Below are 22,528 nucleotides of genomic sequence, written 5' to 3'. Positions count from 1 at the left end.
GCGCGGGCGGTTTTGCGTTTGAACTGGCATGCATTTGCAACTCGTTTGCATCTGCAGAAGGATGAGCATGACCGCGCCCGACAACCGAACAGTCCTGAAGCTCGCCCTCTGGGGCATGCCGCTTTCCATCGGCGTCATGGGCTTGAAGATGCTCGCCTGGTGGGTGACGGGCTCGGTGGCTCTTCTCTCGGATGGGTTGGAATCCATCGTCAATGTGATTGCTGCGGTGATCGCCTATGTGATGATCGGCTACGCGGCGAAGCCGGCGGATGCGACGCACCCATTCGGACATCACAAGGCGGAGTATTTTTCCGCGGTCATGGAAGGCGTGCTGATCGTCGTCGCGGCGCTTCTGATCATTTGGGAGGCTGTGCCGGAAATGATGGCGCCCTCCATGCTGGATGCGCCCGCGCTCGGCCTCGCGATTAATTTCGGCGCCGGCGTCATCAACGCCGCCTGGGCCTATCTGTTGATCCGGGCGGGCAGGCGCCACCGTTCCCCGGCGCTCAGCGCCGATGGACACCATATCCTGTCGGATGTCGTGACCTCGGCGGGCGTCCTCGTCGGCCTTCTCCTGGTGCTTGCCACCGGCTACGCGATCCTCGATCCGCTGCTTGCGGTGGTCGTCGCCGGCAATATCCTCTGGCAGGGTTGGAAGGTCATCTCGCGCTCGATCGACGGGCTGATGGACAGGGCCGTGCCGGCGGAGGAAGAGGAGGCGATCAAGCAGGCGATCGCGGACAACGCCGGCGGCTCGCTCGGCGTTCACGACCTGAAGACGCGGCAGGCTGGCCCGGCAACCTTCGTGGACTTTCACATGGTCGTGCCGGAGGCGATGCCGGTTGGCGAAGCGCATGATATATGCGACCGCATCGAGGATGCCATCCGCGCCGTCCAGCCGGGGGCGCGGATCGCCATTCATGTCGAGCCGGAGGGCGAGAAGGCGCACGGCGTGCGCGTCAAGACCACAGCCTCGCGCGCCTGACCGGACGGGCAACGCTGTCGCACTTAGAATTGCTGCCTGATGCGTTAAGACATCATGCGGCGGCGGGATAAGGAAAAAGGTGGGCGGTGCGCCCATCCGACGTCTCAATGCAGATTGGAGCATGACGGAAATGACGAAGACCGATGTATCAGGACTTTCGCAACTCGGAGCAAAGGTGGATCTGCCGCAAAGCCCGGAGGATGCCGTGCTGGAAAGGGTGCCTAGCGGCCACGCCGGCACGGACTTCGTCGTCCGCTTCACCGCGCCGGAGTTCACCTCGCTCTGCCCAATGACGGGACAGCCGGACTTCGCACATATTGTCATCGACTACGTGCCGGATGGCTGGCTGGTCGAGTCGAAATCCCTGAAACTGTTCCTGCATTCCTTCCGCAATCACGGCGCCTTCCATGAGGATTGCACCATGGAGATCGCCAAGCGGCTGGTGTCGCTGCTCTCGCCGAAGTGGCTGCGGATCGGCGCCTACTGGTACCCGCGCGGCGGCATCCCGATCGACGTCTTCTGGCAGACCGGCAATCCCCCAGAGGGCGTCTGGCTGCCGGACCAGGGCGTGCCGACCTACCGCGGACGCGGGTGACCGACGGGGTTCAGGTGCGGGACAAGACCTCCGCAACCCCTCCTCCTTGTGGGGAGGGTTGAGGAGGTATTCGCGCGCCGAAAGAGCTCAAAGAGGCTTTGAGAGACCAATCTTCTCCAGATCGGTCTCGAGGATCGGGTCGAACAGGACCTTTCGCCAGATCTCCCGATAGCCGAGGTGCCGATAGAGCTGGAGCGCCCGCTCGTTCAGGGCGGCCACCTGAATATGCGCTTTCGCATAGCCTCGACCGGCGATCTGTGCCTCGAGCGCTCGTATCAGCGCCGATCCGGCGCCGCGCCCTTCGAAGGCCGGAGCGATCCAGATATCGCTGATCGTATCGTCGCCGCGCTCGCAGGCGCCAATACCCGCTGCTCTGCCATCAATCTCGGCCACCAGCGCGAGCGACCTCAATTCCCGCAGGAATGGCACGAAGGGATTACTTGCGGTGATCCTGGCCGCCACCGACGCGGACACCAGTGGTCCTATCCCCTTGCGCCAAGCTGAAAGCCCGACCGCGGCAAGGACGTCAATCTCCTCGGGGAGCGCAGGGCGAATCACCAGCATTCAGCAATTTCCCGAAAGGCCGGGCATGAACCCGGCCCTTTCGCTCTTCACACCATCATCCCAGCATCAGCGCCGCACCGGCAAGCGCCGTGATGCCGCCGAGGAGGCGGGCGAGCTTGCCGCCGCCCGAGAGCCTAGCGAGAGCCATGCCAAGGCCGATACCGGCGACATGGAGGAGGGCGGTCGCAATCATGAAGCCCGCGGCAAAGGACCAGGCCCCGGCCGCACCGAGCTCGCCCCCATGCGCATCACCGTGGAACAGCGCGAAAACGGCGACAATGGCGGCGGCCTTCGCGGCACCGAGCCGGACGGCGATCGCCACTATCAGGCCGAGAGCAACGACGGATGCGAGGATCGCCGGTTCGACGAAGGGCAGGCCGACGCCGATCACGGCGAGCGCAAAGCCGACGGCCATGGTGGCGACGAAGGCCGCGGGTACCATCCAGCGTGCCCGGCCGCCGATCTCACCGGCCCAGAGGCCGACGGCGAGCATCGCAAGGATATGGTCGGCGCCGAAAAGCGGGTGCGACAGACCGGCCATGAGGGAGCCGTGCGACGCAGGGTCGAAATGTGCGAAGGCAGGTGCGGCGGAGGCAGCAAGCGCGGCGGCGGCGATAAGGATCTGTTTCTTCATTCGGGTCCCCACTGGTCGGCAGGCCTGGAGGGCAGCCCGCCTGGCTCAAATCGCGATGACCTGGACTGCATCCCGTCGTCCATTGCCATCAATTCATGTCAGCCGGGCGCGGGCCTAACATTAGGCGCTCTGGCACCGACCGCACCGCTGCTGACGCGCTGATCTTATTGGGCTTTTGCGCGCTGTCCATACGGCATTTGCCGCCCCTCACGCATTTACCATCGCCGCAGCACCGGCTGGACGGAGCCGGCTTCGCCCATTTCATTGCATTGTTTTCGCTGTCGAGTCGCATTATCTGACTTTGAGGCATTTCATGAGGAGTCCGGAGAATGCGGATGAACGACGACGAACAGGAAGAGAAAAAGACCGAATTGCCGCTCGGCAAGGAAACGGAGGCGAACCTTTTCAAGTCGCGTTCGATTTTCATCTACGGAACGGTCACGCAGGAACTGTCGCTGAAGGTCTGCTCACAGCTCGTGGCATTGGCCTCGGCCAGCGATGACGACATTCGCATCTTCGTCAATTCGCCGGGCGGCCACGTGGAATCGGGCGACAGCATTCACGACATGATCAAATTTGTGAAGCCCAAGGTCTGGACGATCGGCACTGGCTGGGTTGCTTCCGCCGGCGCGCTGATCTATGTCGGCGCGCCCAAGGAACGCCGCCTGTGCCTGCCTAACACCCGCTTCCTGCTGCACCAACCGTCCGGCGGTACGCGCGGCATGGCGTCCGACATCGAGATTCAGGCGCGGGAGATCATAAAGATGAACGAGCGTCTCAACCGGATCTTCTCGGAAGCAACCGGCCAACCTGTCGAGAAGATCGCTAAGGACACCGATCGCGACTACTGGCTCGGCGCGGACGAAGCGAAGGCTTACGGGCTCGTGTCGCGGATCATCACCTCCGTCACCGAAATCTGATGTCGAGCTCCCGGCCGGGATGAGCACGCGGCCACCCCTCATCCGGCCTGCCGGCCACCTTCTCCCCGCAAGCGGGGCGAAGGAGACCCGCAGCGCCGGCTCAGTCCCCTCGCACCGCCTGCGGGGAGAGGGCTAGGGTGAGGGGGCGGCAGCAATTCGCTTCACCGCTTGCCCCAGAGCGTCTAGCCGTGTATAGGCACTTGCATGACCCAGGTGAAAGCACACAAGATCGCAAAGATCTTCTCCGGACGCGATAAGAATCGCGCTTCCGCCCGCGCCTTCGCCTCGCTTCTCCTTCTCGGCCTTACGCGCGGTTGCCGGGTCCGGTGAGGAGCGCCCGGCGGCCGAAAAGCCCTGCCGGCAGATCGCTCCTCGAACCAAGCTGCAATTAACAGTTAAAACAGAGCGCGCTCCGGCGAGCATCAGCCTCGCAATGATTCCGACGATCGGCTATTGCATGCGGCAAGCGACGCTCCAGTGACGAAGAGAAGCTGCACATGATTTTGAAATCGCACCCCGTCAAGCAAGGCATGCCTGTGGCCGCGTTGAAATACGAGCCTTATCCGCAGGTGGCGCTGCCGGATCGCACCTGGCCTTCCAAGACGATCACCAAGGCGCCGATCTGGTGCTCGGTCGACCTGCGCGACGGAAACCAGGCGCTCGTCGATCCCATGGGGCACGACCGCAAGGCGCGCATGTTCCACCTGCTCCTGGACATGGGCTTCAAGGAGATCGAGATCGGCTTCCCCTCCGCCTCGCAGACGGATTTCGATTTCGCCCGCTGGTGCGTCGAGGAAGGCAATGTGCCGGAGGACGTGTCCCTGCAGGTGCTGGTGCAATGCCGTCCGGAACTGATCACGCGCACCTTCGAGGCGCTCGAGGGCGCCCGCAATCCGATCGTCCACTTCTATAATTCGACGAGCGAACTACAGCGCCGCGTCGTCTTCGCCAAGGACGTCTCCGGCATCAAGCAGATCGCCACCGATGCCGCCAAGATGATCACCGACATGGCGGCGAAGGCGGGAGGCGGCTACCGCTTCCAGTACTCGCCGGAAAGCTTCACCGGTACGGAACTCGAAGTGGCGCTGGAGATCTGCAACGCCGTCACCGAGATCATCAGGCCGTCGGCGGACAATAAGCTCATCATCAACCTGCCGTCGACGGTCGAGATGGCGACGCCGAACGTCTATGCCGATCAGATCGAATGGATGTGCCGCAATCTCGACAACCGCGATAACCTGATCATCTCGCTGCATCCGCACAACGACCGCGGCACCGGTATCGCCGCAACCGAGCTCGGCCTGATGGCGGGCGCAGACCGCGTGGAGGGCACCCTCTTCGGCAATGGCGAGCGCACCGGCAATGTCGATGTGGTGACGCTGGCGTTGAACATGTTCACGCAGGGCGTCGATCCGAACCTCGACTGCTCGGACATCGAGCGCATCAAGGAAGTCTACGAATATTCCAATCAGATGGTCATTCCGGAGCGTCACCCTTACGTCGGCGAGCTGGTCTACACCGCCTTTTCCGGATCGCACCAGGACGCGATCAACAAGGGCATGAAGGCGCTGAAGCAGGCGAACAAGGCGCTCTGGGAAGTGCCCTACCTGCCGATCGACCCGCGCGACGTCGGACGCAGCTACGAGGCGATCATCCGCATCAACTCGCAATCGGGCAAGGGCGGTATCGCCTATATCCTGCAGGAGGACTACGGCATCAACCTGCCGCGGAAACTGCAGATCGAGTTCCGTGAGGACATCCAGCGCATCACCGACGAGGGGGGCAAGGAACTGCCGTCGAAGCGGATCCATCAGCGCTTCATCGAACGCTATGTGGAGCAGCCCGGCGCGCGCCTCAAATTCGTCGATCACCACACCTATCCGGTCAGCGAGCACAAGGGACTGCGCGTCGTCGCCGCGGAGATTACAGACAGGGGCGAGGCCAGGCGGATCGAGGGCCAGGGCACGGGCCCGATCGACGGTTTCATCAACGCGCTGTCGATCTATCTCGGCATCGAGCTCTCGGTCGCGGACTATTCCGAACACTCGCTGCAGCACGGCTCGAACGCTGCCGCGATCGCCTATGTGGAAGTCGAATATCCGGGCGGCACGCTGTTCGGCGTCGGCATCAACACGAATATCGTCGCCGCCTCGCTCGAAGCGATCGTCTCGGCCGCCAACCGCGTACTGGAGACGTTGGGCAAGTAAGGGCGGCGAACCCGCGATTGCCCTCGCTCTACAACGCCGCGCGTCTTATCAGACGCGCGAAGGTTGTAATCGAGGCAAGGCATGCAGTGGCCTTCTCCCCGCTGGCGGGGAGAAGGTGCCGACAGGAGGATAGGGGCTTGTTGTTTCGGCGTTAGATCGCTGCCGCCACCGTCCGGGCGAGATCCTGCAGCCCGGCATCTGAAGACGGGCCTATGACGACGAAGGAAGCGTCGCCTTTCTGCCAGGAGACAAGGCTCAAATCGCCGCGGATCGTCTCGCTGAATTGATCCGGTTTCCCGCCGCTGCCGTTCTTCAGGAAGCAGATGGCGAAGATCTCGCTTTCGCGACCGCGGTAGACGAGTTGGGCGACCGGCTTGCCATTGGCGACAAGCAAACGGGCGCCCTCGAAGGTCAGCCCCTCGCGGGTGAGATCGGGGATATTGAAGGCAACGCCGACGCTCGAGGAGAGCCAGCTTTCGATCTCATTTGCCTGGGCGGCCGGTACCTCGACGAGATGCTTCTTCTGGCGCGAATAGATGCCGTGGTACTCCGCGACCTCGTCGATCCACGGGCGCTCGGTCGTCTCGGGAGCGGGATCGGCGGTGTTGACGGAACTGCCAAGGATGAAGCCGGCCATGCCGCCGAGGAAGAGTAGCGCAACGGCAGCGGCGGCCAAGCGCGGCCAAATGCGCAGGTGTCGTTTGGGAAGATTTGCGGTGGCGACGCGTTCAAACCGCGGCGTGATGCCCGGCCCCTGCTTGATCTGGCGAACCAGGGCCAGAGGAACGGGATCGTGCAGGAAATCTTCGAAGGCCCTATTGCCGAATGTGCTGCCTGCTTTCAGCCTCTCAAGCAGAGCCCTCGCGTCGTCGTCCCGGGCCAACAAGGTATCGAGTTCCGACTTTTCCGCTTCGCCGATCTCGCCGTCGATATAGGCGGACAGCCGCACTTCGAGCGCAAGTCCTTTCGTCTGCTGCAACGGTCATGCCCTCCTTTCCGCATCCTCGGACAGCATTGCCGCAAGCCTGAGGCGTGCCGTCGACAATCTGCTCATAACGGTACCGATCGGGATCGCGAGGATCTCTGCCGCTTCCCGGTAGCTGTAGCCTTCGACATTCACCAGCAGGAACACGCTTGCCAATCCCTCCGGCATGGAGAGGATCATCTTGTGCAGCTGATTGACATAGACCGCCTTCTCGGCGGTCGCTTCGACGTTCAGCTCGGCAGGATCGAATATATCGGCCATGCCGCCTCCGCTGCGGACCTTGCGCTTGCGGATCTCGTCCACCCAGAGATTGCGCGTCATGGCGTAGACCCAGCTCTCCAGCCGACCCTCTCCGTTCCACAGGTGGCTGCGCGTGATGGCGCGCTCGCAGACTTCCTGGAGAAGGTCGTCGGCATCGTTGACGTCGCGTGTCAGCGTCATCGCGAAGCGACGCATTTTGGGCAGCAGGCTGACCAAATCCCGTCTGAAGTCCTTCATCTCAGCCGCTTGGCGCATTTCTCTTCCAATGAGACATGCCGGATCGGGCGCCTGCTCGCCGTGCGTACGCACAGCTCATGATATGAAACAATAGACCCGAAGTCTGCAAGGGAAGAGCCGGAACGCAAAGAGGTTTTTGCGGCCCGGCCCCGCTTTTCCAATGGCAGCTTCGCGCCTCCGATGGCCTCTTCCTCCGGGCCGGGGAAGAGACCCGCGGCCGGAAGCCATCAGTAGCGGCGGAGACCTCCGAGAGATTGCAGCAGCGCCCTGTAGGCCCATGTGTTTTCGCCGCCGCGGTCGCGAATCTCGACGAGCTGCACTTTCGCTTCCTCCATCCGGCCCTGCTCGACGAGCGCCTGCCCCATATAGGAGCGCGCAAGGATGTAGTTCTCGTCCGCCTGTAACGCGCGCTTGTAGTACTGCATGCCGACTTCCGTGCGGCCGGCCTTGCGGTTGGCATAGCCTAGATAGTTGAAGACGCGGGCGCTTTGCCGCTCCTTCATGGCGTCGAGAACCCTGATGGCATTCTCGTACTGGCCGGCATAGGCGAGCTCGCGCGCTGCATCGAACAGGATATCGTCGTTGAGGCTGCTCTTCTTCGGTTCGACGCACCTGTTCTGCTCGGCATCCCAGATCTTGCCGTCCGTGCATTGGGTGGTCGTCTTGGTCTTTTTGGGCGGTTCGCTGGTGTCATCGCCGACGGCCATGGCTGCCTGGCTCGCCATCGAGGCCGTCAAGACTGCGGCGGCGAAGAGAATGATCTTGCGGTTCGTCATGCCTGTCTCCTGTGAAGATCGGTGGCCGGTAACCGGCCGCCGCGGACGTCTCCCGGCGGCTGGCTGGCTCCCGAACGCGAGTAAGACGCGCGAGGCCTGCCGATTATTCGACAGATCGAAACTAGCCGTAAAAATGTGTCGTCTCGGCAAGGGTGGTGGTGGTCGCGTCGGCATTGAGCGCGAAGCGCTCGCGCGTCAACTGCCATTTGCCCGGCTCGCCTGCAATCGAGAAGAGATTGTAGGCGGCGACCGGCTTGCTGCCGCCCGGCGCCTGGGAGGCCGAGGAAATTCCGACCACCGGCACGGGTGCCGCATGTCCCTTCAGCCAATGGACCGTGTTGAGATGCGTATGGCCATGCAGGACGAGTTCGGCGCCGCCGGACGAAATGGTCGCGGCGAAACGGCGGATGCCGATCATGCGCTTGTGCATCGAGGTTGCGCCGCGGATCGGCGGATGGTGGATCATGACGACCCGGAAGAGCCCGGCCTCGCCGGCAGCGCGCAGCAGGTTGACCGCCGTGCGCGCCTGGTGCGGCCCGAAATAGCCGCTTGCCGCGAAGGGGGGCGTGGCGACGGCCGTCGAACAGCCGATGAGCGCGACCGGACCGCGCACCCGCATATAGGGGAAGCAGGAATGTTCCTTCGTCCATCCAGACGGACCGACGTCGCCGCGCATATAGGGATACCAGGCGCGGGACATCCGCTCATAGGCGCCCGGCACATAGGCGTCGTGGTTGCCCGGCACGACGGAGACGTCGTGCGGGTCTCCGGCTTCCGCAAGCCATTCCGTCACTGCCTTGATCTCAAGTGAAGAGGCGAGATTCACGAGATCGCCGGTGATCGCCAGATGGTCCGGTTGACGCTTCTCTATGTCCTCCATCAGGCACTCGAGCGTGCCGGGGAAGAGATGGCGCGCGCGGTTCCTGTGCCAGTTGACGAAACCGGTGATTCTTTTCGAAGCGAGTTCGCGCAGGGTAAGCTCCGGCAGCGGCCCAAGGTGAACGTCGGAAATATGCGCGAGTTTGAACATCACCCTCCGTCTAGCGCATATTCGGTGAAAGGGGAATCATTTGAAAGGATTATCCCGAATCGCGACAGCGCGGCTGTCGCCTGTGTTCGATCGTAAAAGGAGTAGCGAGATGCAGAGCTGGCGGCTCCGCCTGCTGACCCGGTTCGCCCATGGCTATTTCGCCTTCTCGCGCGGCATGACGCTTGGGGTGCGGGCCGCCTGTTTCGACGATGAGGGGCGGCTCTTCCTGGTCAGGCACTCCTATCTGCCTGGCTGGCACTTTCCCGGTGGCGGCCTCGATCGCGACGAAACCGCGGTCGAGGGGCTTGTCCGCGAATTGAGGGAAGAGGGCAATCTCCAACTTACGAGTCCGCCGGCGCTCGTGCAGGTCTATTACAACCGCGGCACCAGCAGGCGCGATCACGTGATTTTCTTCCGCTGCAACCATGTGCGGCAGGACCGGCCGAAACGCGCTGACCTGGAAATCTCTGCCGCGGAGTTTTTCGCCCTCGACGCCTTGCCGGAGGATACGACGCCCGCGACCCGCCGCCGGCTTGCCGAACTGGCCGGAACGGCAGAGCCGGATTCGTTCTGGTAGCGGCTTGGCGCATCAAAAATTGTGCGGGGCCGCCTTTGCGGCGGACTGCGCGCAGAGTTTCCTCATCCCGATCTAAAGGCGATCCCGCCCGTGCGGAGCCGCAAGGTCGATCTCCGGACCGACCGGCACGATGCCGGTGGGATTGATCATTCTATGGCTGCGATAATAGTGCTGCTTGATGTGGGTCAGGTCGACGGTCGCCGCGATCCCCGGAACCTGATAGAGGTCGCGCAGATAGCCGGAGAGATTGCGATAATCGGCGATGCGGCGGATGTTGCATTTGAAATGGCCGACATAGACCGGATCGAAGCGGACCAATGTCGTGAACAGGCGCCAGTCGGCCTCGGTTGTACTATCGCCGAAAAGGTAGCGCCGTGACCGGAGGCGATCTTCCAGCTCGTCGAGCATGGCGAAGAGGGCGGTGACGCTCTCCTCATAGGCTTCCTGCGTGGTGGCAAAGCCGGATTTGTAGACACCGTTGTTGACCGCATCATAGACGCGCGCATTCAGGGCATCGATCTCGGTCCGGAGCGCTTCGGGATAAAAGTCCAGCGTCGAGCCGGTGAGACCGTCGAAGGCCGAGTTGAACATCCGGATGATTTCGGCCGACTCGTTGGAGACGATCGTGTCCCGCTGCTTGTCCCAGAGGACAGGTACGGTGACACGGCCGGAATAACTGCTGTCCGCGCGAGCATAGATCTGCCACAGGAAGCGCGAGTCGAAGAGGTGGTCGACCGTGCCGCCGTTCTCCCGCTTGAACTCCCAGCCATTGCTGAGCATCAGCGGGTCCACGATCGAGAGCGAGATCATCTCCTCCAGCTTCTTCAGCTTGCGGAAGATCAGCGTGCGGTGCGCCCAGGGACAGGCGAGCGAGACGTAGAGATGGTAGCGACCTGCCTCGGCCTTGAAGCCGCTTTCGCCGGACGGGCCTGGCGAGCCGTCGGCGGTGATCCAGTTGCGGAACTGCGAAACGCTGCGCTTGAAACGGCCATTCGTCTCGACGGTATCGTACCAGACGTCCTGCCAGACGCCGTCCACCAGCCTGCCCATCACAGATCTCCCTTCCTGATCCTGCTTTCGTTCATAGATAACGCTTGAGGATGCCGCAGATAGGGGTCAAATTTCGAACAGTGCGTTTTAGGCTTTGACAGGAGGCAATTTTCTGCTATCGGCGGCGGAACGCTTTTTCACTTACGGAAATGATCGATACCCATGATCCAGTCGGGAAACCTGCGACGACGCTGATGCAGCCAACGCCCTTTCGGGGTGAGCCATTGCATTTTGTCTGTTCGCATGCTGGTTTTCGACATCCATGAAAAAGCACAATCTCGTCTATCTGACCGAAGACGCGTCCCACGACGCAGCCATCGAAATCATCAATGAAGAAGCGTTTGGTCCGGGCCGGTTTGCCCGCGCCGCCGCGCGAATCCGCGAGCAGGGACCGCACGACCGTGCATTGTCCTTCATATGCGCCGACGATGGCGAAACGATCGCGTCGGTCAGGATGACCCCGGTGATCGCCGGATCCGTGCGGGGGCATCTGCTCGGACCCCTTGCGGTTCGGCCGTCGCACAAGAACAAGGGTATCGGCCGGGAGCTCGTGCGCATCGCCGTCGAAGCGGCGCGGCGGAAGGGCTCCGAGGCGGTCATCCTCGTCGGCGACCCGCCCTACTACCAGCCGCTCGGTTTCGAGAAGGTGCGGTACGGCGCGCTTGAGTTCCCCGGGCCTGTCGACCCGGCGCGGGTGCTGGTTGTGCCGATCGCTGCGGATGTTCACGCGCGGCTGCAAGGCGTGATCGCCTGGCGGGACGACAGCATTGCTTCCGAGGTCGCCATCCGCGCCTCGGGGGAGGCCGCCGCCTGATCGCCTGACTGGGCTGCACTTCCCTTCTCCATCCTCGGTCTCGTGCAGCACCGCGCGCAAGCCCGAATTCGCGATGCCCCTTACCGCCCCTCTCGGTACCACGTGGCCGAGATGATGAAGAGCAGTGCCGCGAGGCCCAGGAGGCCGGAGAACAGTGACAGGGAATTGACGCCCTTGAGCACCGTCTCGTCGGTGATCTTCAGCGACAGGCGCTGGTCGTCGGCGACGCGCACGGCGCCTCGGACGGGCAGGATCGAGGGGAGGTCGACCGGACCGTCGGCACTCGCCAGGCGGCGGAGGGTCCCCTTGGTCTTCTCGGCCCAGGGTTCCAACTTTTCCTCCGTCGAAATCGCCGCCTTGAATTCCGGTGCATTGACATTGCCGACGTGCACGAGCGTCGTCAGTTCGTCATTGGCGATCTCGAACAATCCGATCTCGTCAGTCCTGACCTCCGCCTTGTAAAGACCCGGCTCCCGTTCCGTCAGCGTGATTTCCTCGGAGCGGCCGGAGGGATGAGTGAGCGTTGCCTGGCCCGGATCGCCCTCGATCGTCTGGCGGGTGATTTCCAGCGTCCGACCCGAAGCACGTGCGGTCAGCGCCTCCTCCTCGAGGGCCGGCTCCTGCATCAGCCAGTGCGCGGTGCGGCGGTAGAGCGAAATATGCGGGCCGCCGCCTTCGAAATTGCGGGCCCAGAGCCAGCCCTGGTCGGAGAGCAACATGGCGACGCGCCCCTTGCCGACCCGGTTGAGCACCAGCAACGGCCGGCCGTCCGCAGCCTCCATCACCGTCTGGCCGAGCGGCCTGTCGACATCGACCGTGCGGAACCAGCGCCCCCAGGCCGGAGGCTCGCTCTCTGCGCCTTCGAGCCCCCTGGTCACCGGATGTTTCCTGCCGTCCTCCGAGAGGCGCGGAAAGAAGGCCGTTTCGTTCACGACCCCGGTCGGGTTTGCGGGGAGGACGGCCGACAGCGGCGTTGCCGCGATCGAATCGTCGCCGGCATGTTCCGGGCCGGCCGCGATCAGCAGAGCGCCGCCGTTCTGCACATATTGCGCGATGTTGTCATAGTAGAGGATCGGCAGCACGCCGCGGTGCTGATAGCGGTCGAAGATGATGAGGTCGAATTCGCTGATCTTGTCGACGAAAAGCTCGCGGGTCGGGAAGGCAATCAGCGACAGCTCGTTGATAGGCGTGCCGTCCTGCTTTTCCGGCGGCCTGAGAATGGTGAAGTGGACGAGATCGACGGCGGCATCGGATTTTAACAGATTGCGCCAGGCGCGCTCGCCGGCATGCGGCTCTCCGGAAACGAGAAGCACGCGCAGGTTTTCGCGAATGCCGTCGATCACGTGGACGGCGCGGTTGTTCGCCTCCGTAACTTCCCCGGCGACCGGATTGACCGCGAATTCGAGAATATTGTTGCCGCCGCGCGGGACGGTAAAGCTGAACGGCACCTCGGTGCCAGGCTCGGCGCGCTCGATCGCGATCTCATTGCCGTTGAGGCGGATCGTCACTTCCGCGCTGCCGCCCGGGGCCGTGCCGTCGTCGACTACGCGGAAGGTGAGGTTCTGCTGCTCGCCGACAATGCCGAAACGGGGTGCGCTGACGATCTCGATACGCCGATCGAACTCATCGGGTCTTCCGGTGATCAGCCCGTGCAGCGGTGCGTTGAATCCGAGGGTCTGGTTCACATCCGGCACATCGTGCACCTGGCCGTCTGTGATGAAGATGGCGCCGCCGACGCGCGAGGGCGGCACGTCGGCGAGCGCCGTTGCGAGCGCATCGAAAAGCCTAGTCGAGGGCGCGTCGTTTTCCCCGGAATCCGCCGCCTCGACGATGCGCGTCTCCATTTGCGGGAAGCGGGCGAGGCGCTCCTGGAGGCCGGCCAGCGCCTGGTCGGTCTGCTCGCGCCTGTCGGCATTCTCCTGGCTCTGGCTGCGGTCGACGACGACGGCGACGATCGTAGAGAGCGGTTCGCGTTCCTCTTGGAACAGCACGGGGTTTGCAAGCGCAAGGCAGAAGGCCGCGAGCGCGGCGGTGCGCAAAGAGGCGCCGCGTACGCGCTGCCAGAGACCGAAGGCGGCCAGGACAATTGCCGCCAGTATCAGTGCCGCCAGATATGGCCAGGGGAGGAGAGGCGAGAAGTCGATCGTCATCGCGGCCTCACTGCCCGAGCCGCTCGAGCAGAGCGGGAACATGCACCTGGTCGGCCTTGTAGTTGCCGGTCAGCATGTACATCATGATGTTGACGCCGGAGCGGAAGGAATATTCCCGCTGCATCTCGTCCGGCGGCACCGTCGGCAACAGCGCGATGCCGCTCGAATCGACCGCCCAGGCGCCGGCAAAATCGTTGCCGGTAATCATGATCGGCGTCACGCCGTCGCCGGGCCGGGCGGGACGGTTGCTTTCCTCTTCGCGGTTGTCCAACTGCGCCTCGATCCAGAGCGGGCTGCCGTTGTAGCGGCCGGGAAAATTCGTCAGCAGGTAAAAGGCCTTGGTCAGAACGTGATCCGTGGGTACGGGCTCCAGCGGCGGTATGTCGAGATTGGCGAGGATCGCCTGCAGGCGATCGGTGTTCGGGCTCGTGCCGCTCGACGAGGCGCCGAGCGAGGAGAACTGGTCGCGCGTGTCGAAGAGCACGGTGCCGCCGGCGCGCATATAGGCATCGATGCGGCTCACCGCCTGCGGGCTGGGCATCGGGGCTGTCGCCGAAATCGGCCAATAGATGATCGGGTAGATGCTGAGCTCGTCCCTCATGATGTCGAGGCCGACGGGGGCGCCGGGCTCAAGCGTCGTGCGATAAGTCAGGTAGTTTGTGAGCCCCCTGAGGCCGCTCTCCGAGAGCCGGTCGACCTCGTCCTCGCCGGTGACGACATAGGCGAGATGGGTCGTGTCCAGCCGCTCGAGAATGCGATCGTCGCCGGGACGCGAGTCATCCGCGAAGGCCTGCGGCGGAAGGAGAAGCGCGGCCCCGGCAAGCAGGCAGATGAGCGCCGCCGCCGGGCGCGCCGTGCGGATGCGCGAGAAGGCGCCGCCCATGAACAGGACGATAATGGCGTCGGCAAGCAGCAGCAGCAGTGCGAGCGTCAGAAGCGCCGGCTTCAGCGACCAGCTTTCCGCCTGGACCAGCCGCTCCGGGGTGTAGGGGCCGGCCGTCGTCATGTCGATGCGTTTCAGTTCCGCATCGCGCGGCAGCAAGTTCAGTGCCGTGAAGCCGTCCTCCGAGCCGTAAAGGCCGGGCGGATTGTCCGGTGTCGCGACCGGCTCCTGGCCGGGCTGCACTTCGAGCGGGCGGGCAGTGCCGGTTTCGGCGACCAGCACGCCTTCGGCATTCAGAAGGCGGTAAGGTGCGAGTGCCTGCGCCTTGACCGCCTGGGTCTCGCCGGTGACGCCGCCGCTGCGTGACAGCTGGACGCTGCGGCGAAGCATTTCCACGAAATCGCCGGAGATCGGCAGGTTCGACCAGGTCGCTTCCGCGCTGACATGGAAGAGGATGATGCGGCCGGTACCCCGGGCCGCGGTCGTGACCAGCGGCGTGCCGTCGGCGAGGCTCGCCCAGGTACGCTCCACCAGATCGGCCGTCGGTTCTGCCAGGACCTGCCGCTTCACAAGGATGTCGGTCGGCCGTGCCATTCCGGCGAACGGGCCGTTGGCCGGATAGTCGGCGAGCGGCTGCGGCTCCGCCCAGGAAAGGGCGCCGCCGAGCGCCCGCTCGCCCTGGCGCAACGTTACCGGAACCAGCGGATCGTCAGCAGGAGCTGCGGCAAGCCGGGGACCGGCGAAGCGGATCAGCGTGCCACCATTTTCGATCCATTTTGTCATCAGAGGATAGGTCTCCTCCGGCAGGCGGCCGATATCGGCCATGATCAGGACCGATGGGCGCTGCTCGAGGAGTTCGGGAATGGCGATGGCGAGATCGGTCTCGCGCGGCTCGACGAGATCGGCATAGGGGGCAAGCGCGCGATTGATGTAGTAGAGCGGCGAAAGGAGCGGTTGTGACCGGTCGCGGGCCTCTCCGCTCAAAAGCGCCACTCGGCGCCGGCGGAAGCCGTCGTCAAGAAGGTGTGTCGCGCCGGCCGTGGCCGCGCCTTCGATGCCGACGCGGGCGAAGTCGTTCCGCAGTTCGAAAGGAGCCTCGATCGTCCCCTTCGCAACTCCCTCGCCGGGTGCAAAATCGACCGAGCCTTCCGCGATCGCGCGGCCGCGGCTGTCATAGGCGACAAGCGGGAGGGACCGGCTCGCGTCCGTCTTCAGGCGGGTTGCCGTCACCGACATGCCGCTCGACTCATTGCTCGTATCGGTAATCGCCACTGCCTGCGAGCCGTCCGCCTCGATCACCCGGACATCCGCCGCGCCGAGTTCGGTAAGTGCCTGCATGGTCTGGGCATCGCCCGTTTCGATGCCGTCGGTGATGAAGGCTGCGCTCCCCGGCGCGGTATCGGCGAATGCTGTTTCAAGCGCGGCAAGGGCCGATCGCCGGTCCGCCGGAAGCGGCGTGGGCGCGGCGGCCGCCAATCGGGTGCGCGCAGCGGGCGCCGATCCCGGAGTGGCATCATGCTGCCGGTCGCCGGTGAGCACGATGGACACGGCCACGTCCCTTGCCTCCGCATCATCGATCAATGCCGAGGCTGCCTCGACCCGTCGTTCCCAGTCCGGCGCGGTCGCCCAGCTGTTGTCGATCAGCAATAGAAGCGGACCGGAGGAGGCGAGCGTGTTGCTGCGCGGGTTGAAGACCGGATTGGCGATTGCGAGAATGACGGCGGCGGCCATCAGCATCCTGATGAGCGTGAGCCACCAGGGGCTCTTCGACGGCGTCTCCTCGCGCTTGATCACCGAGGCGAGAATGCGCAGCGGCGGAAACACCTCGGCCGCCGGGCGCGGCGGCGTCATGCGCAACAGCCACCAGATGACGGGCAGGGCCAGAAGCGCGGTCAGGATCACCGGATTGGCGAAGGCGAAGGGGAGGCCGCCGATCATAGGAGCCCTCCGTGGGTCGCGCGGGAAGGCATGCCGGAAAGATACATATGCACGGCGACCAGCGCCTCGGAGGCCGGTCGGTCTGTCCTATGCGGAATGAAGGTCCAGCCGAGATGCCGCAGGCCGTCGCCGAGGCTGTCGCGGCGCGCGCGATAGGCGCGCTGGTAGTCTTCCCGCAGAATTTCGGCGCGACCGGCCGTCAGCTTCGCGCCGGTTTCGGGATCGGTAAACTCGGTGCGCCCGGCATAGGGGAAGACCTCTTCGGCCGGGTCGGCGATCTCGACCACATGACCGCGCAGGCCGCGGCGCGCGACGGGGCCGAGCCGCTCCATCACCATGTCCGCCGGATCGAGAAAGTCGCCGATCAGGACCAGATCGCTCGAGCTTCGGATCATGCCCGTATCGGGGAGGCCCTCGGCGAGCGGGCTCAACATGATTGCGGTTGCCAGACGTTCGGCGGCATTGCGCGCGGAGACGGGCTCCATGACACCCGGACAGCCGATCCGCTCGCCGGAGCGCGCGAGAATCTCCGCGAGCGCCAGCATCAGCACCAGCGCGCGGCTTTCCTTCGAGACCAGGCCGAGGGTCGACTTGTACATCATCGAGGGCGAGAGATCGGCCCAGAGCCAGATCGTGTGCGCCGCTTCCCATTCGCGGTCGCGCACATAGGTGTGGTCGTCGCGGGCGGAGCGGCGCCAGTCGATGCGCGACATGCTTTCGCCCTGGCTATAGGGGCGGAACTGCCAGAAATTCTCGCCGATGCCGCGCTTGCGCCGGCCGTGCCAGCCGGAAATCACCGTATTGGCGATCCGGCGCGCCTCGACGAGGCAGTCGGGGACGAGCATCGCGCGTTGCTGGGCGCGCGACAGAACCTCGCCGGAAGGCGTACGCGCAACTATCTCCCCGATCGCGGCCATGCTTTATCCCTTGGCTCGCTTTAGCAAATCGCCGATGACGTCGCGTACAGTCTTGCCCTCGGCGCGCGCGGCGAAGGTCAGCGCCATGCGATGCTGCAGCACGGGTTCGGCAAGGGCGAGTATATCGTCGATGGACGGAGCCAGCCGGCCATCATAAAGGGCGCGTGCGCGGGCGCAAAGCATCAGCGCCTGTCCGGCGCGAGGTCCCGGTCCCCAGGCGACATTCTTGTCCGTCGTCGCATTGCCGTTGCCCGGCCGGGCGGAGCGGATGAGCGAGAGGATCGCGTCGACCACCTTCTCGCCAACCGGCATCTGGCGGATCAGGGACTGGAGCTGCTGGAGACGTGCGGCGTTGATGACGGGGCGAGCTTCCGCCTCCGACACGCCGGTGGTCTCCAGAAGGATCTGCCTTTCGGCGGCTAGCTCCGGATATCCGACATCGACCTGCATCAGGAAACGATCGAGCTGCGCTTCGGGAAGGGGATAGGTGCCTTCCTGTTCGAGCGGGTTCTGCGTCGCCAGTACATGGAAAGGCTGTGGCAGGTCCTTGCGGGCGCCGGCAATGGTGATGTGATATTCCTGCATGGCCTGCAGCAGTGCCGACTGGGTGCGCGGCGAAGCGCGGTTGATCTCGTCGGCCATCAGAAGCTGCGTGAAGATCGGGCCGGCGATGAAGCGGAAGGAGCGGTGGCCGGCCTGGTCCTGGTCCATCACTTCCGAGCCCAGGATGTCCGAAGGCATCAGGTCGGGCGTGAATTGGATGCGGCTGTTGTCGAGGCCAAGGACCGTGCCGAGGGTCGCGACAAGCTTGGTCTTGGCGAGGCCCGGCACGCCCACGAGCAGCGCATGGCCGCCCGACAGCACCGCGAGCAGCGTCTGCTCGACGACGTTTTCCTGGCCGAAGATCACCTTGCCGACCTCAGCGCGGATGCGCGCGATCTCACCGAGCGCGGCTTCCGCAGCGGCGACGATTGCCTTCTCGTCGGCGACTTCCGTCGCGCCTTTCATAACACTCATCGCCTGTCTCCCCACGCATACGCTCCGGATCGAATCGCGGTCGTTCGAACCTTCGGTTCCTGTTTTTCAATTTAGACTCTGGCAGACGGCTGACAAGCCGCTGCTAACGCACTATCTCGTGAGCCACCAAGCGGTCAGGCATCCCGAAGCCTTGTCGGACGCGCTATGCTCCAGGGAAAGATCGAGACCAAACGGGACAGAACGATGGCAGAGGCGAAGATTCAGGAGACGGGTGACGCGGCGGGCCTCGCTGCGTTGATTACCCGCGCGGCCGGCCAGACGGGCGGGGAGGCGAAGGGACTGCCGCCGGTGGAACGCTGGAACCCGCCTTTCTGCGGCGACATCGACATGGAAATCCGCGGCGATGGAACCTGGTTCTACATGGGCACGCCGATCGGCCGCCAGCCGCTCGTCAGGCTGTTCTCGACGGTGCTGCGCAAGGACGAGGACGGCAAAACCTATCTCGTCACGCCGGTGGAAAAGGTCGGCATCCGTGTCGTCGACGCTCCTTTCATTGCGGTGGAGATGAGCGTGACCGCGCGGGATGGTGCAAATGTCCTGACCTTCCGCACCAATGTCGGCGATGTGGTCGAGGCAGGCCCAGGCCATCCGCTGCGCTTCGTCATCCACGGCGAAACTAGTGAGCTGAAACCTTATCTGCATGTGCGCGGCCGTCTGGAGGCGCTCGTTTCCCGGCCTGTCATGTACGATCTTGTCGAACTCGGCGAGAAGGTCCAGATCGACGGGACCGAGATGTTCTGCGTCCGCTCGGCCGGGGCCGTTTTCCCGATCATGCCGGCGGCGGAACTGGAAGCGCTGTGCCGATGAGTCATCCGTTCTTTTCCGCCGACGAGTTCCGGCGCCGCGCGCGGGCGCAGACCGGCGGGCCAATCGAGACCTCCTGGCGCGACCATGGCGATTTTCTGCTCAATCCCGGCATCGTGCCTTACCTCGAGACCTTGCATCTGAAGGACGCGGCGGTCCTCGTCGCGGTCGTCGACGACGGCGACGATGGGAGCGTGATTTTCACCCAGCGCACCTCGACACTACGCAAGCATTCCGGCCAGATCGCCTTCCCGGGCGGGGCCGTCGATCCCGAAGACCCCTCCGTCGAGATGGCGGCGGTTCGAGAGGCCGAGGAGGAGATCGGGCTCGATCCTCGCTTCGTCGAGCCCATCGGCCGCCTGCCGCATTACATGGCCCTTTCCGGCTTCCGCATCACGCCGGTGCTTGCGGTGGTGCAACCGGGTTTCGAGCTGACGCCCAATCCGGTCGAAGTCGAAAGCGTGTTCCAGGTGCCGCTCTCCTTCCTGATGGATCCGAAGAACCACGGGCGCGGAAGCCGCCATTTCGAGGGTGCCGAGCGGCATTTCTACCGCATGCCCTATGGCGAGCGAAACATCTGGGGCATCACTGCGGGCATCGTCCGCATGCTCTATGAAAGGCTTTATGCATGACCTCCATTGCCGCCGAGCCCTGGTTCCAGGCACCCGCGCTGCGCCGCGTCTTCGAACTCCTGAACGTTGACGGCGGGGAGGCGCGGGTCGTTGGGGGCGCCGTGCGGAATGCCCTTCTCGGCCTGCCCGGGGGCGATGTCGATCTCGCGACCACATGGCACCCCGAGGACGTCGCGGAACGGGCGAGGACCGCCGGAATCAAGGTGGTTCCGACGGGAATCGACCACGGCACCGTTACGCTCGTCATCGATGGCACGCCCTATGAGGTGACGACTTTGCGCGAGGACGTTGCGACCGACGGCCGGCGCGCCGAAGTCGCTTTCGGATCCGGATGGAAAGAGGATGCGGCGCGCCGCGACTTCACGATCAATGCGCTCTACGCGAACAGCCAAGGCGAGATCTTCGACTATGTCGGCGGCCTGGCCGATATCGAAAGCCGCACGCTGCGCTTCATCGGCAATGCCGCCGAACGGATCGCCGAGGATTATCTGCGTATCCTGCGCTTCTTCCGGTTCTTCGCCCATTACGGCAGCGGCCGGCCGGACGCGGAGGGCCTCAGGGCCTGCGCCCAGGCGCGCGCCAAGCTTGCGACGCTTTCCGCCGAGCGCGTCTGGACCGAGATGAAGAAGCTGCTGTCAGCCGAGGATCCCGGCCGCGCACTCCTCTGGATGCGCCAGGCGGGCGTGCTCGGCGAAGTGCTGCCGGAGACCGAAAAATGGGGTATCGACGCCATCCCGGGCCTGATTGCCGCGGAGAAGGCTTTCTCCTGGGCGCCGGATCCGCTGTTGAGGCTAACGGCGATCGTCCCTCCCGACGCGGAAAGGCTCGAGGCGTTGGCGGAGCGCCTGCGTCTCTCAAAGGCTGAAGCGGCCTGTCTCGTCCGGTTCGCCGAGGCGCCGGCAATTGCCGCCGCCCTGCCGGATGCTGCCCTCGATCGCGAGCTCTACCGACACGGCGCCGAGGGGATCGTCGCCCGGCTCAGGCTTTCACTTGCCTCCGCCCGCCGCAAGGCGGAGACCGATCCGGCCTACCTTGCCGAGACGGCCGCCTTTCAGCGGCTGCTGGTGCGTGCGGAAAAATGGCAGAGACCGGCCTTTCCGCTGAATGGAGCCGACGTCTTGAAGGCGGGCGTGGCGCCGGGGCCAGAGGTCGGCGCTCTGCTTTCGCAACTCGAGAATTTCTGGATCGAGCGCAATTTCAGCGTCGACCGGGCAACGCTCGTCGCCCGGCTCGAATCCCTGGTGCAGGCGCGCTGAGCATGCATGTCTCTTATAATCGACCTCGATTTAAGGACAAAGACACGCAGCAATTCAAAGTGCTACAGCGACCTTAGCGCGTCTGATAAGACGCGCGGCGCTGTAAGTGGCGTCCTGCCGTCACGCAGCCTGTGGCTCGTCGACGATGCGCGCCTTGATGTTGTCGACCATATTTTCGCGGATGATCGTTTCGCCGTGGGTTTCGCGCATATGCTCGACGACCCGGCGTACGATTTCCGCATCATTGTCGGCGCGGGTGTGCCAATCGCAACCCGGGACGAGCGTACCGCATTCGAATAAGCGCATGGTGTTCCTCCTTCTTTGGGCCGTGGCGACGGATGCGCCGAGCGCCGGCCCCCTTCCAAGAAGTCGAAGCGGGATGCGAGCGGAAGGTCCGCCGACACCCTCATCCCGCTCTGGTTCGCTTTGCAAATGGGCAGCGCCGCAATCGGCTGCAACCCGGCGACAAGCCTAACATCAACTCCGGGGTTCGGCCAAATTCTCGAGGCACATTCGAGCCAATGCGCGGTTGCGGGAGGGGCGCGCTTCTGGCCTATATCGACCCTCGTGGCGGAGATGCCCGGCAGGAGAGATCGACAGCTGCGGTCCGGCCTGCGAAACCTTAGTCTGGCTGGGAGCCGAAGAAATTCCTGTAATTCTGCGCTTTGTTGATGCTATGGCTTCGGCATTCTCAAAATTCGCAAGGGCATCCTCCAGGTCATGACTGTTGTTCAATCGGAACTGATTTCCGCCATCCGGAGCATTCCGGACTACCCGAAGCCGGGCATCATGTTCCGCGATATCACCACATTGCTCGGCAATCCGAAGACGTTCCGTCGCGCGATCGACGAACTCGTTCACCCCTATGCCGGCACCAAGGTCGACAAGGTCGCCGGCATCGAGGCGCGCGGCTTCATCCTGGGGGGCGCGATCGCGCATCAGCTGTCCGCCGGCTTCGTACCGATCCGCAAGAAGGGCAAGCTGCCGCATGAGACGGTCCGGATCGCCTATAGTCTCGAATACGGCGTCGATGAGATGGAGATGCACAGGGATGCGATCGTGCCCGGCGAAAAGGTGATCCTGGTCGATGACCTGATTGCCACCGGCGGAACCGCCGAAGCCGCCGCCAGGCTTCTGCTTCAGATGGGCGCTGAGATCGTCGCCGCCTGTTTCGTTATCGATCTGCCGGAACTCGGCGGGCGCAAGAAGCTCGAGGCGCTGGGCGTCGACGTCCGCACGCTGATCTCCTTCGAGGGGCATTAGTGCAACCGGGAG

22 protein-coding genes are annotated in these 22,528 nt (G+C 64.1%); 10 read left to right on the top strand and 12 right to left on the bottom strand.

Annotated elements, in window-relative coordinates; genetic code table 11:
- Window positions 1-67: 67 nt before the first annotated feature.
- Window positions 68-985, top strand: coding sequence for a cation diffusion facilitator family transporter (locus SJ05684_RS11620; protein WP_034851645.1), 918 nt, complete (start codon window positions 68-70; stop codon window positions 983-985).
- Between the two features lie 130 nt (window positions 986-1,115).
- Window positions 1,116-1,580 (top strand): preQ(1) synthase, encoded by a 465-nt coding sequence (gene queF / locus SJ05684_RS11615; RefSeq protein WP_034851644.1) that lies wholly within the window; start codon window positions 1,116-1,118, stop codon window positions 1,578-1,580.
- Window positions 1,581-1,667: 87 nt separating this feature from the next.
- Here queF and SJ05684_RS11610 read toward each other — a convergent pair whose 3' ends face one another.
- Both SJ05684_RS11610 and SJ05684_RS11605 read right to left on the bottom strand, forming a co-directional pair.
- Window positions 1,668-2,144 (bottom strand): GNAT family N-acetyltransferase, encoded by a 477-nt coding sequence (locus tag SJ05684_RS11610; RefSeq protein ID WP_034851547.1) that lies wholly within the window; start codon window positions 2,142-2,144, stop codon window positions 1,668-1,670.
- Between the two features lie 55 nt (window positions 2,145-2,199).
- The gene (locus SJ05684_RS11605; protein WP_034851540.1) at window positions 2,200-2,778 is read right to left on the bottom strand and encodes a HupE/UreJ family protein; all 579 of its coding nucleotides are present in this window, start codon (window positions 2,776-2,778) and stop codon (window positions 2,200-2,202) included.
- Window positions 2,779-3,113: 335 nt separating this feature from the next.
- Between SJ05684_RS11605 and SJ05684_RS11600 the strand changes: the two genes are divergently transcribed.
- Window positions 3,114-3,698, top strand: coding sequence for an ATP-dependent Clp protease proteolytic subunit (locus tag SJ05684_RS11600; protein ID WP_034851538.1), 585 nt, complete (start codon window positions 3,114-3,116; stop codon window positions 3,696-3,698).
- Window positions 3,699-4,195: 497 nt separating this feature from the next.
- A complete protein-coding gene (leuA, locus tag SJ05684_RS11590; RefSeq protein WP_034851536.1) occupies window positions 4,196-5,905 on the top strand; it encodes a 2-isopropylmalate synthase in 1,710 nt (569 codons plus the stop codon).
- 151 nt (window positions 5,906-6,056) lie between these two features.
- On the opposite strand, the gene SJ05684_RS11585 is transcribed toward leuA, so the two are convergent.
- The 4 genes from SJ05684_RS11585 to SJ05684_RS11570 form a co-directional block, all read right to left on the bottom strand.
- A complete protein-coding gene (locus SJ05684_RS11585) occupies window positions 6,057-6,884 on the bottom strand; it encodes an anti-sigma factor family protein (protein ID WP_034851535.1) in 828 nt (275 codons plus the stop codon).
- Window positions 6,885-6,887: 3 nt separating this feature from the next.
- Complete coding sequence (locus tag SJ05684_RS11580; protein WP_034851534.1) at window positions 6,888-7,406, bottom strand: RNA polymerase sigma factor; 519 nt, start codon at window positions 7,404-7,406, stop codon at window positions 6,888-6,890.
- A gap of 209 nt (window positions 7,407-7,615) precedes the next feature.
- Window positions 7,616-8,164 carry a tetratricopeptide repeat protein gene (locus SJ05684_RS11575; protein WP_050979919.1) on the bottom strand — a complete coding sequence of 183 codons (549 nt, stop codon included), beginning with the start codon at window positions 8,162-8,164 and terminating at the stop codon, window positions 7,616-7,618.
- 121 nt (window positions 8,165-8,285) lie between these two features.
- Entirely contained in the window at window positions 8,286-9,194 is a 909-nt protein-coding gene (locus SJ05684_RS11570) for a metallophosphoesterase family protein (protein WP_034851533.1), read from the bottom strand.
- Between the two features lie 109 nt (window positions 9,195-9,303).
- Between SJ05684_RS11570 and SJ05684_RS11565 the strand changes: the two genes are divergently transcribed.
- On the top strand, window positions 9,304-9,771 hold the full coding sequence (locus SJ05684_RS11565; protein ID WP_034851532.1) for an NUDIX domain-containing protein: 468 nt from the start codon (window positions 9,304-9,306) through the stop codon (window positions 9,769-9,771).
- Window positions 9,772-9,843: 72 nt separating this feature from the next.
- On the opposite strand, the gene SJ05684_RS11560 is transcribed toward SJ05684_RS11565, so the two are convergent.
- Window positions 9,844-10,821 carry a glutathione S-transferase family protein gene (locus SJ05684_RS11560; protein WP_034851531.1) on the bottom strand — a complete coding sequence of 326 codons (978 nt, stop codon included), beginning with the start codon at window positions 10,819-10,821 and terminating at the stop codon, window positions 9,844-9,846.
- A gap of 262 nt (window positions 10,822-11,083) precedes the next feature.
- Between SJ05684_RS11560 and SJ05684_RS11555 the strand changes: the two genes are divergently transcribed.
- A complete protein-coding gene (locus SJ05684_RS11555; protein ID WP_034851530.1) occupies window positions 11,084-11,635 on the top strand; it encodes a GNAT family N-acetyltransferase in 552 nt (183 codons plus the stop codon).
- Window positions 11,636-11,715: 80 nt separating this feature from the next.
- Here the strand turns inward: SJ05684_RS11555 and SJ05684_RS11550 are convergent, their stop codons facing one another.
- From SJ05684_RS11550 to SJ05684_RS11535, 4 genes are read right to left on the bottom strand one after another with little or no spacing between them, the layout of a single operon-like run.
- Window positions 11,716-13,785 carry a membrane protein gene (locus SJ05684_RS11550; RefSeq protein WP_034851642.1) on the bottom strand — a complete coding sequence of 690 codons (2,070 nt, stop codon included), beginning with the start codon at window positions 13,783-13,785 and terminating at the stop codon, window positions 11,716-11,718.
- Window positions 13,786-13,792: 7 nt separating this feature from the next.
- Window positions 13,793-16,606, bottom strand: a complete 2,814-nt coding sequence (locus tag SJ05684_RS11545; RefSeq protein WP_095694256.1) for a DUF4159 domain-containing protein — start codon at window positions 16,604-16,606, stop codon at window positions 13,793-13,795.
- Window positions 16,603-17,523, bottom strand: a complete 921-nt coding sequence (locus SJ05684_RS11540; RefSeq protein ID WP_034851497.1) for a DUF58 domain-containing protein — start codon at window positions 17,521-17,523, stop codon at window positions 16,603-16,605. The genes SJ05684_RS11545 and SJ05684_RS11540 overlap by 4 nt, the downstream gene beginning before the upstream one ends.
- Window positions 17,524-17,526: 3 nt before the next feature.
- Window positions 17,527-18,540: an AAA family ATPase gene (locus SJ05684_RS11535; protein WP_034851495.1), complete on the bottom strand. Its 1,014-nt coding sequence runs from the start codon at window positions 18,538-18,540 to the stop codon at window positions 17,527-17,529.
- A 204-nt stretch (window positions 18,541-18,744) separates the two neighbouring features.
- Here SJ05684_RS11535 and SJ05684_RS11530 point away from each other — a divergent pair, with 204 nt between their 5' ends.
- The 3 genes from SJ05684_RS11530 to SJ05684_RS11520 are packed head-to-tail and all read left to right on the top strand — an operon-like array spanning window position 18,745 to window position 21,253.
- Window positions 18,745-19,368, top strand: a complete 624-nt coding sequence (locus SJ05684_RS11530) for a DUF1285 domain-containing protein (protein ID WP_034851526.1) — start codon at window positions 18,745-18,747, stop codon at window positions 19,366-19,368.
- Entirely contained in the window at window positions 19,365-19,997 is a 633-nt protein-coding gene (locus SJ05684_RS11525; RefSeq protein WP_034851493.1) for a CoA pyrophosphatase, read from the top strand. Before SJ05684_RS11530 ends, SJ05684_RS11525 begins: the two co-directional genes overlap by 4 nt.
- Window positions 19,994-21,253, top strand: a complete 1,260-nt coding sequence (locus SJ05684_RS11520) for a CCA tRNA nucleotidyltransferase (protein ID WP_034851491.1) — start codon at window positions 19,994-19,996, stop codon at window positions 21,251-21,253. The genes SJ05684_RS11525 and SJ05684_RS11520 overlap by 4 nt, the downstream gene beginning before the upstream one ends.
- 120 nt (window positions 21,254-21,373) lie before the next feature.
- Here the strand turns inward: SJ05684_RS11520 and SJ05684_RS11515 are convergent, their stop codons facing one another.
- A complete protein-coding gene (locus SJ05684_RS11515) occupies window positions 21,374-21,559 on the bottom strand; it encodes a DUF1059 domain-containing protein (RefSeq protein ID WP_034851489.1) in 186 nt (61 codons plus the stop codon).
- Window positions 21,560-21,973: 414 nt separating this feature from the next.
- Here SJ05684_RS11515 and SJ05684_RS11510 point away from each other — a divergent pair, with 414 nt between their 5' ends.
- Window positions 21,974-22,516 (top strand): adenine phosphoribosyltransferase, encoded by a 543-nt coding sequence (locus SJ05684_RS11510; RefSeq protein ID WP_034851487.1) that lies wholly within the window; start codon window positions 21,974-21,976, stop codon window positions 22,514-22,516.
- The last annotated feature ends 12 nt before the right edge of the window (window positions 22,517-22,528 follow it).

Origin of the sequence: Sinorhizobium sojae CCBAU 05684, from assembly GCF_002288525.1 — a bacterium.
Lineage (GTDB): Bacteria > Pseudomonadota > Alphaproteobacteria > Rhizobiales > Rhizobiaceae > Sinorhizobium > Sinorhizobium sojae.
The sequence above is the reverse complement of the archived record's forward strand: the minus strand, read 5'-3'. Positions and strand labels throughout refer to the sequence as shown.